The sequence below is a fragment of the Azospirillum tabaci genome, from assembly GCF_014596085.1.
GTDB classification, from domain to species: domain Bacteria; phylum Pseudomonadota; class Alphaproteobacteria; order Azospirillales; family Azospirillaceae; genus Azospirillum; species Azospirillum tabaci.
The window spans coordinates 26,282-34,633 of the sequence record NZ_JACCJY010000049.1 but is presented as its reverse complement, the minus strand read 5'-3'; the positions used below and the strand labels follow the sequence as shown (position 1 = coordinate 34,633).

Here is an 8,352-nt window from a genome sequence, read left to right as displayed (position 1 = left end):
TGATCCGGGCCTTCCAGGCTCACGGCATCCATCTGGTCGGGCGCGGCGTGGTGGTGCGGGTGGACGATCCGAACGCCGCGTCCACCGCCATCGGCTTCGCCGCGCGGGAAGCCGTTCGGCGCGCCTCGGAAGACGTGTCCGTTGGCGCCGGGTGAGCGGGAACATCGACGAACGGTCCGGCGAGGGAGGGGGAGTGCCTGACCGGGGTGAAGGGCTGGAAAGCGGTCGGACGGCCGAGCATGTGCGGCTCGATCAGGCGCGCGAACAGGGCGTCCCCTGAACCGCTTTCCGCACGACCACGCCCGCTCGCGCGTCTGCCAGTGGGGGGAGGACGGCTTCTTCTACGACGTGCTGCTTCTACGACGTGCTGCGGCCGCCGGACGGACGGGCGGAGCGTCTTTGCCGATGAACGTCTGCAAGGCCGACAAGGGTGTTTGGGCCTTCGCGCCCTGGAAGGGGTCACAAGCCATGGCGGATTTTATTCACGACCGGTTCATGCCGCGCGACGACGCCTCGGGACCCCCGGAGCGGTACGAGATGAGCTACGTCCGCAAGGCGCTCGTCCTGTCCCTGATGCTGATCCTGCTGATCGGCTGCTTCGTCGTGTTGCGCCCCTTCATCGCGGCGATCCTCTGGGCCATCATCCTGTCCTTCAGCACTTGGCCGCTGCATCGGCGCATCGAGCACGCGCTCGGCGGCCGTACAACGCTGGCGGCGGCGATCATGACGATGATGATCATGGCGGTTCTCGTCGGGCCTCTCGTCGTGCTTGGAATGAAGCTGTCGGAAAATGTCCTCCGGGTCTTCGAAACGATCCACGCGGCCATGGATCAGAGACTTCCGCCCTTGCCGGACTGGCTGGTCGGCATCCCGATCCTCGGCGACCGTCTGCAGGAGATCTGGAGCGTGCTCGTGAGCGGCGAAGCCAATCTGCGCGGGACGTTCCAGCCCTATTTCGGCCAGATCCGCGACTTGGTGCTGGAGAGCGGTGGGCATCTTCTCTCAGGGACGTCGCTGATCGCGCTGAGCGTCCTGATCGCCTTCTTCCTCTATCGGGATGGCCGCATCGCTGTGCGCCGGCTGCGCAGCATCGTCGGGCGGATCGCCGGTGCCCGCGCGCGGCAGTCCCTCGACATTGCCGCCGAGACGATCAACGGGGTCGTTCATGGGGTGCTCGGCACCGCGCTGGTCCAAGCCATCGCCGCCACCGTGGGCTATTGGATCGCGGGGCTTCCCGGCGCCCTGCTCCTCGGCTTCATCACCTTCTTCCTGACGCTGGTGCCGATGGGGCCGGCGCTGATTTGGTTGCCCGCCACGATCTGGCTGGTCAGCCAGGGCCGCACCGGCATGGCGATCTTTCTGGTGGCCTGGGTCGGCGTGTTCGTGGGCAGCCTCGACAACATCCTGCGCCCGATCCTGATCGGTCGAAGCAGCGATCTTCCCTTCATCATCATTTTCCTAGGCATTGTCGGCGGTCTCGTCGCTTTCGGCCTGATCGGCATTTTTCTCGGACCGACGCTGCTCGCCGTGGCGTACGGCCTCATTCGGGAATGGAGCGGGGGAAACGAGCCAGAAGGCGACGCTGTGGCGGAGTAGGCGCCCACGGCCGAAGCTTTTCGGGCCAAAGCTTTTCGATCGCTGAACGGCCGCTCAGACGCCGCGGACGGCCTCGACCGGCCGAGCGGCGCGGTGCGTCACCAACCCGCCACCGGGCCCAGCGTTGCGGATGCCGCGAGCAGCGCCGTGCAGGCTCGCCTTGGGAACGCTCCCGTCCTGCCTTTGGCGCGCGCCCGTTCGTCCGTCCGAGGAGCGGACGCGAGTCGATCGATGCGAACGCACGTTGCTCGCGTCGCCTGCTCTCCTTTGAAGAAACGGATGGCTCAGCCACGCGGCGGCGGTTTGGTTCTGCCCGTTTTAGGTGTGGGCGGCGCGGCGCCCGTCTGCTAGGAAGGGGGGCGTGGCCGGCGGCCGCGGACGACGAGCATGGAAGGGCGAGGAGCGTCTGCTCCTCGGTAACCTCATGAAAGACCGAGACCTTACATTCGTTGATGTCCGGTCCGTCCACGGCCGGGCGGTGCAGGCGGAGGAATGATGACGGAATCGTCGCCCATCAAGGCACGCGTCGGGCGCCTTTCCAAGGAGGATGCCGAAACCTCCGACAGGATCATCGACACCGCGGCGCAGCTTTTCGCGGCCCAGGGGTTCGCGGTGACCTCGATCGAGCAGGTCGCGTCCGCCTGCAGCGCGGGGAAGGACACGATCGATCGGCGCTTTCCGTCGAAAGCCGCTCTCTTCGCGGCGGTGGTCGAGCGCATGCGCACGCGGACCTTGGACGGTCTCGAAGCCGAAATCGACTCCGCGGGCGGCGACGCGCTGTCGCGATTGAAGCGCGTTGCCCGCTGGCTTCTCACCGTCAACCTGGAACCGGACGTGATCGCGCTGAACCGGATCGCCTTGAGCGAAGCGATCCTCCTCGGCGAGGACCGGCGGGACCAGTGGGAGAGCGACCCGATCACCGATCGGCTGGTTGCTCTGGTCGCCGCCGCGCAGTGGGACGGCATGCTGGGCGGCGACGACCCCCGCGTGATCGCCGCGCACTTGCTGCACTCCATCGTGTTCGGACCGATGAACGACGCCATGCTGGGCCGCGCGACCTACGCATCCACAGCGGCCCAGGACCGGTTTTTCGACCAAGCCTGGACTTTGTTTCTGCGCGGGGCGGGGAGATCATTGCCGGCTGGTGCCCGCTGAGTTCGCTCACGGACCCGCTCGCTCCGGACCTGTCCGTCTCGGATCACGCGTCCGGTCCCGACACGGGCGGGAGCGCCTGAACTTCCCCAGAAGCCGTGGAGGAGGCTCAGTGTATGTCGCCCACGATCGGAGGACGGTTGCCGCGGCGCTCCCGCACAACCTCAAACGCAACATGGTCCTTCGCGAGCGGGTCGTCCTCATGATGGACGATGTCGAGGAGGCGTGCGGTTGGACCATTTTTCATCAGGCCTTTTCACGTCGTCGTGACACTCGATGCCACGCCACGGCCGGGGGCGCCAAGCCATCCAGGTGAGGGGACAATGCCATGTCTCCATCTCTCATCCCTATGTTGGAACGGTAAAGAAAAGCGCCTGTTGAGGATCCAGTCGCCCAACTGGAGAGGACATCATGGCGAACGACCAAGGTCCCAAAAAGTTCGGTGTTTATGACTCTGCAAGCGCAGGTGGTATCAACTGGACGTGGGTCATCGTTGGGCTGATCGTGCTTGCGATCCTTCTGTACTTTCTCTTGCGCTAGGGTGCGTCATGGCTAACGACCGCGAAGAGGTCGTTCCGCTTCATGAGGAAACCGCCTCGATTGGCAAGCGTCGGGTTGAGCGCGGCCGCGTGCGGGTAACCACCACAGTGGCCGAGCATGATGAACTCGTCCGGCAAGCGCTGGAGCGCGAGGAAGTCGAGATCGTTCGGATACCGGTGAACCGTGCCGTCGATGCCCGTCCGGACATTCGCCAGGATGGCACCACAACCATCATCCCAGTCGTCGAAGAAATGCTGGTGGTCGAACGCCGGCTGTTTCTGCGGGAAGAGATCCATTTGCGCAAGACTTCGCGCACTGTCCAAGCCGAGTACCCGATCACTCTTCGTTCGGAAGAAGCCATCGTCGAATACATGGACGAACCCGAGGATCGAGGTGCCGGCACTGAACAACGCAACGAGGATTAGGCTCATGAACAAGACCATCATTGCCCTTTACGATACGCGCACCGACGCCGAAGCGGCCCTCCGGGATCTCGAAGCCGAGGGTTTCGATCGCAGCGTCGGCGAAATCGTCTCTCACAGCGAAGCGGGAAGCGGTGGTGGCTTCCTGTCCCGCCTGAGCAATTGGAACGTCCCGGATGCCGATGCTCACGTCTACGCCGAGGGTATGCGGCGTGGCGGTACGCTTCTGAAGCTGCGGTTGGACGACGAGGACGTGGACCGGGCCATTGCCATTCTGGAGCGCGGCACCGTTGTCGACATCGAACACCGGGGTGAGGCGTACCGGTCGACCGGTTGGACCGGCTACGACGAGACAGCGGCGCCTTACGACGAAACGTCGGCCGCCGAGGAGCGGGCACGCTACGCGGTCGGCGGTGCGGGGAGCAATGCTCAGCTCGGCAACGCGGCCGAGGCGTTCCGCAGCGTGAACACGACGGATACGACGGCGGATAGCACCATGGGCGCTGGGGTTCGCAGCGACCGCGAAGAGGTGGTTCCGGTTACCGAAGAGGAACTGACCATCGGAAAGCGCGCAGTCGAGCGCGGCGTCGTGCGCGTGCGCACCTATGTGGTCGAGACACCGGTCGAGGAGCAGGTCCGCCTGCGCGACGAGACCGTCTCCGTTGAGCGCCGTCCCATCATGCGTGAGGCCGGGGACGTTCCGGCCGACGCGTTCCGAGAACGAACCATCGAGGTGAGCGAGACCGACGAGGAGGCGGTGATCCAGAAGCGCGCCGTGGTCAAGGAAGAGGTTGTCATCCGCAAGGATGTCGAGGAACGCGCCCAGACCGTGTCGGACACCGTCCGCCGTACCGAGGTGGAGGTCGAGGACAGCCGGACCGGAATGCCGCAGGGCAGTGCGGAGAACACCGTGCGCCGGAACGACATCGAGCGGTAACGGCCACCTTGGCCTCTCATACGGCCGGCGCATGAACAGTTCCATGATCGGCCGGCCGTATGACCCTTTCGCACATGGCTGTGCCATGTGCTGTCGGGTTTGAACCGAAGGCGTTTGATGGAAGCCATCAAACGCCTTTGGTATCATACCGTGGGCGGATGATGGCTTCCATCATCCGCCCACGGTCAAACCCGACAGATCAATGCGATGGCATTGATTGAAAGGGTGATACGGACGAAGCCTTCAGGCGCCGTCCGTATCACAAGGAAGGGGCGGCCGTTGCCGCCCCTTCCTCATGCCTGTAATCGCTGAGCGTCATCGGCGCCACGTTGGAAGCGATGCGGGAGACCATGCCGCCCCGTGCGCGGGGAACTGCCTGCTGCCGTTGGAAGCAGAACCCCACACCGAGGCACAGCCGAGCAGGAGGCGCCGCTGCGCTCCCCCGGAGGGCTCCTTTCATTCCATCAAGGCAGCAAATCGCGCAGGACTCCGTGGATGCGCGTGCGCTTCCTGAACGCCGCTCAGGGAAGAAGGTCGGCGCGAACGGCGCGGGGGCTGTGCCGCTGATCGTCGCCCGACGGTCTGCGAGACCGCAGGCGGCGCGTCACGGCTGAGCGGTTGCTATGGCCGCGGCGGGGCCGCTGTCTTGACGGCCGGATGGGCCGTTTCCGGAGATGATCGCTGCGGGCGGTTCCGGCAAGGAATCGTCCGCCTTGGCGCCAGGGTGTCGAAAGCGGATGGTGTGAACCACGCCGCCGTCCTCGGTGGTCTGGAGGTCACCGTTGATGCCCTGCACCAGGGAGCGCACCAGGGACAGGCCAAGGCTCCCGTCACGGGGCTGTTGCCCCTGCAGGCCTATGCCGTCGTCGCGGACCACCAGTTCGCAGGCATCCGGCGCGCAACGCAGGCTGATGTCAACCCAACCGCTCCGCCCGTCGCGGAAAGCATATTTGAGAGCGTTGGTCAGCAGTTCGTTGACGATCAGCCCCATGGGAACGGCATGGCTCAGAGGCATGGTGACCGGCTCGGCCTGCACCCGCACCGCCACGGGCTGCACGCCGACGAGCGTGCTGCGCAGGTCGTCACACAGCCCCTCCAGAAAGTCCTTCATATCGACGGCCGCTTCGGTGTCTCGCCGGGTCAGCCGGGTATGAACGCGGCCCATCACGCCGATCCGGTCGGCGGCGGTGACCAGGGCCTCCCTGGCCTCCTGGCTGGCGAGCTTACGGCTTTGCAGGTGGAGCAAAGCAGAGACCAGTTGAAGGTCGTTCTTGATGCGGTGATTGACCTCGCGGAGCAGAACGTCCTTCTCGGCATCAGCCGCCTGGAGGCGCCGGACGAGGTCCTTCAGGTCCTGTTCGCGCCGGTTGAACGCATTCACGGCCTTCCGCAGGTCCTCGATGATGCGGACCATCAACAGGGCGATGGGAACGTACAAAGCCAGGGCGACGCCGTTCGGCAGGTCCGGCCAGTCAAACGCAAAGCGTGGCGGAATGAAGAGGTACCATGCGCAAACTGCGCTCAGGGCGACCGCGTAGACCCCGGCTCTGCGATCAAGCAGGAGGGCGGTCAGCATCACCGCGGGGAGCAGGATGAGAAACGGATACCCCGGCAGGATCGTATCCAGGGCGAGGCGGATGGCGACGAACACGGCGATGATGGACGTTGCCGCTGCATACTGCTGAAAGCGGGTCAGCCCTTTCAGGGAGGATGCGCGGGCGATGAGGCGGTGCATGGAAGACCGTGGTTTTGCGGGAACGCCGGAGGGAAAGAGTATGGTGCCCTGAAATGGTGCACAAAGCGCAAACAAGTGGAGATATCGGGGGGCCGCAACCAGGGAGTCGATGCGACGAAAATGGGACAAAGACCCACAGTTAAGGGGAACCTGACCATGCCGCCTCTGGGCTCGGTCACGGCAACCGACCAGAGGCACAGCGCGCCCACCGCCGCTCGGCGCGCCCACGCCGCGGTGGTCGTGGTTGGCCGGCCGACCCACGATCGCCAAGGAACCGTTGACCCTCAAAGCATGGCTCTCCTCCCGGCAAGGGCCTTTTGCATCGCGCCATGCCTTTATGGCCAATGGCGAGGGGAGATGGTCTCGCGGGTGGCTTGCCGTTCCATCTCGGCGTTGAGGGCGCCGCCGAGCAGAATGGCGTAGGCGATCAGGTTCAGCCACAGCATCAACGTGATCACCGCACCGGCGAGGCCGTAGGCCGCCTGGTAATTCGTCACATGCTGCACATAGGCGGTGAACAGGGCCGAGGCGACGATCCACAACGTTGCCGCGACCACGGCTCCCCAACTGACCCAACGCCACTTCGGCGCCGTCCGGCATGGCCCGACCCGGTAGAGCAGCGCCAGCACCAGCAGAATCATGGCGGTCAGGAACGGCCATCGCAGCCACTGCAACATCCACAGCAGCCCTTCCGGAAGCCGCAGCGCGGCGGCGAGCGTCGCGGTTTCGAGGAACACACCGAAGGTCAGCGGGACGAAGCCGAGCCAAACCAGACCCAGCAGCAACGACAGGCCGTTCAAGGCGAAGAAGCCGCGGCGTTCCGTTTCCCGGTAGGCAAAGTTGAGCGCGGCGATCAGTGCCCGCATGCCCAGCCACAGGCTCCACAGCATCAGCAGAAGACTGCCGGTGATGCCCCAGCGCAGCGTGCCCCCGGTGTTCCCCACCATAGCGGCCAGCTGATCGACGAAAGCAACCAGCGCCTGCTCCGGAACAATGCCCTTGAGTTGCTCAAAACGCTCCTTGAGGCGGTCGGGGCCGCTGATCATGCCCAGCGTCAGCAGGGCAAAGCCGAGGCCGGGCAAAACGGCCAGCACGGCGTAGAAGGCAACGCCGGACGCCATGACCCAGAGCCCGGTTTCCGACTGGATCAACCAGAGGCGCCACAGGATGGCCCTCCAACTGGATGGCGGGAGCTCCTTTGGGCCGTCGGCTCCGACGATATGAGCGATGTTGCCGGGCGGCTCGGTCATGGCTTGCGCTTTCGGGGATGTGGCGCGGTACCACGGGCGTGAAGGACCGGCAGCCGTCGAATCACCAAACCAGAATGAACAGCGCATCAACCGGCAAAGTTCGCTTCATGCCTACGCCATCGATTGAGCGGTGCTGGGCCACGCCGGTTTGGCGCCAAGCAAACTCTTCGCCAACTCCACCGTCAATTCGTACTCAAATGGTCTAATTGTTCCGTGATCGGCTTCGTGCCCATGCTGATCCTATCGCGCAATCCAGATGTCAGGACAGCCATGACCACGGTCTTGCTGATCGATGACGATCCCCTGATCCTCATGGCTTTGGAATGGCTCATGGTCGAATGGGGTTTTCACGTCGTTGCGGCTGGATCGCAAGAGGAGGCCTCAGAGAAGCTTGGGCAAAGTTACCCACCGGCTCTTATGGTTGTTGACTGGCGGCTTCCGGGCAGCCGCACCGGGGCCGACGCGATCGCCTGCATCCGTAGCCTGCTCCAACAGAACATCCCCGCCATCATCGTGACCGGCGAACTATCGAACAGACCAATGCGGAGCGTTGAAGATTGTGGCTGCTTGGTTCTCCAGAAGCCGGTTTCGCCCGCGATTTTGAAGGCCGTTGTCGATGATGTCCTCTCTGGCATCAGGAAAGCGGATCTGCCGCCGGGCAATCAAGGCGCGGTCGTCTAAACGTCCAGCCAAATTCTAGAGGCGACGTGCTTGACCGAT

Annotated in this window: 8 protein-coding genes; 6 read left to right on the top strand and 2 right to left on the bottom strand. The window is 64.5% G+C overall.

The annotated features are described in order from the left end of the window. The first annotated feature begins 468 nt into the window (after positions 1-468). The 5 genes from H0B54_RS28190 to H0B54_RS28175 all read left to right on the top strand — a co-directional run bounded on the left by H0B54_RS28190 (position 469) and on the right by H0B54_RS28175 (position 4,647). A complete protein-coding gene (locus tag H0B54_RS28190) occupies positions 469-1,596 on the top strand; it encodes an AI-2E family transporter (protein WP_211109613.1) in 1,128 nt (375 codons plus the stop codon). Between the two features lie 492 nt (positions 1,597-2,088). Then, the gene (locus H0B54_RS28185; RefSeq protein ID WP_246472936.1) at positions 2,089-2,751 is read left to right on the top strand and encodes a TetR/AcrR family transcriptional regulator; all 663 of its coding nucleotides are present in this window, start codon (positions 2,089-2,091) and stop codon (positions 2,749-2,751) included. A gap of 408 nt (positions 2,752-3,159) precedes the next feature. Next, entirely contained in the window at positions 3,160-3,288 is a 129-nt protein-coding gene (locus tag H0B54_RS30350) for a hypothetical protein (protein WP_281390133.1), read from the top strand. Positions 3,289-3,296: 8 nt separating this feature from the next. Next, positions 3,297-3,713 (top strand): YsnF/AvaK domain-containing protein, encoded by a 417-nt coding sequence (locus H0B54_RS28180; protein ID WP_188263093.1) that lies wholly within the window; start codon positions 3,297-3,299, stop codon positions 3,711-3,713. Between the two features lie 4 nt (positions 3,714-3,717). Further along, positions 3,718-4,647 (top strand): YsnF/AvaK domain-containing protein, encoded by a 930-nt coding sequence (locus tag H0B54_RS28175; RefSeq protein WP_188263092.1) that lies wholly within the window; start codon positions 3,718-3,720, stop codon positions 4,645-4,647. A 604-nt stretch (positions 4,648-5,251) separates the two neighbouring features. On the opposite strand, the gene H0B54_RS28170 is transcribed toward H0B54_RS28175, so the two are convergent. Together H0B54_RS28170 and H0B54_RS28165 are read right to left on the bottom strand one after the other, a co-directional pair. After that, positions 5,252-6,382, bottom strand: a complete 1,131-nt coding sequence (locus H0B54_RS28170; RefSeq protein ID WP_188263091.1) for a sensor histidine kinase — start codon at positions 6,380-6,382, stop codon at positions 5,252-5,254. Between the two features lie 335 nt (positions 6,383-6,717). After that, positions 6,718-7,632, bottom strand: a complete 915-nt coding sequence (locus H0B54_RS28165; RefSeq protein ID WP_188263090.1) for a YihY/virulence factor BrkB family protein — start codon at positions 7,630-7,632, stop codon at positions 6,718-6,720. A gap of 213 nt (positions 7,633-7,845) precedes the next feature. Between H0B54_RS28165 and H0B54_RS28160 the strand changes: the two genes are divergently transcribed. Further along, complete coding sequence (locus H0B54_RS28160) at positions 7,846-8,313, top strand: response regulator (protein ID WP_211109612.1); 468 nt, start codon at positions 7,846-7,848, stop codon at positions 8,311-8,313. Positions 8,314-8,352: the final 39 nt, after the last annotated feature.

What these genes read in the sequence shown, in the direction of transcription:
- H0B54_RS28190 (WP_211109613.1), top strand. Translation starts at nt 469, where the DNA reads ATGGCGGATTTTATTCACGACCGGTTCATGCCGCGCGACGACGCCTCG.
- H0B54_RS28185 (WP_246472936.1), top strand. Translation starts at nt 2,089, where the DNA reads ATGATGACGGAATCGTCGCCCATCAAGGCACGCGTCGGGCGCCTTTCC.
- H0B54_RS30350 (WP_281390133.1), top strand. Translation starts at nt 3,160, where the DNA reads ATGGCGAACGACCAAGGTCCCAAAAAGTTCGGTGTTTATGACTCTGCA.
- H0B54_RS28180 (WP_188263093.1), top strand. Translation starts at nt 3,297, where the DNA reads ATGGCTAACGACCGCGAAGAGGTCGTTCCGCTTCATGAGGAAACCGCC.
- H0B54_RS28175 (WP_188263092.1), top strand. Translation starts at nt 3,718, where the DNA reads ATGAACAAGACCATCATTGCCCTTTACGATACGCGCACCGACGCCGAA.
- H0B54_RS28170 (WP_188263091.1), bottom strand. Translation starts at nt 6,382, where the DNA reads ATGCACCGCCTCATCGCCCGCGCATCCTCCCTGAAAGGGCTGACCCGC.
- H0B54_RS28165 (WP_188263090.1), bottom strand. Translation starts at nt 7,632, where the DNA reads ATGACCGAGCCGCCCGGCAACATCGCTCATATCGTCGGAGCCGACGGC.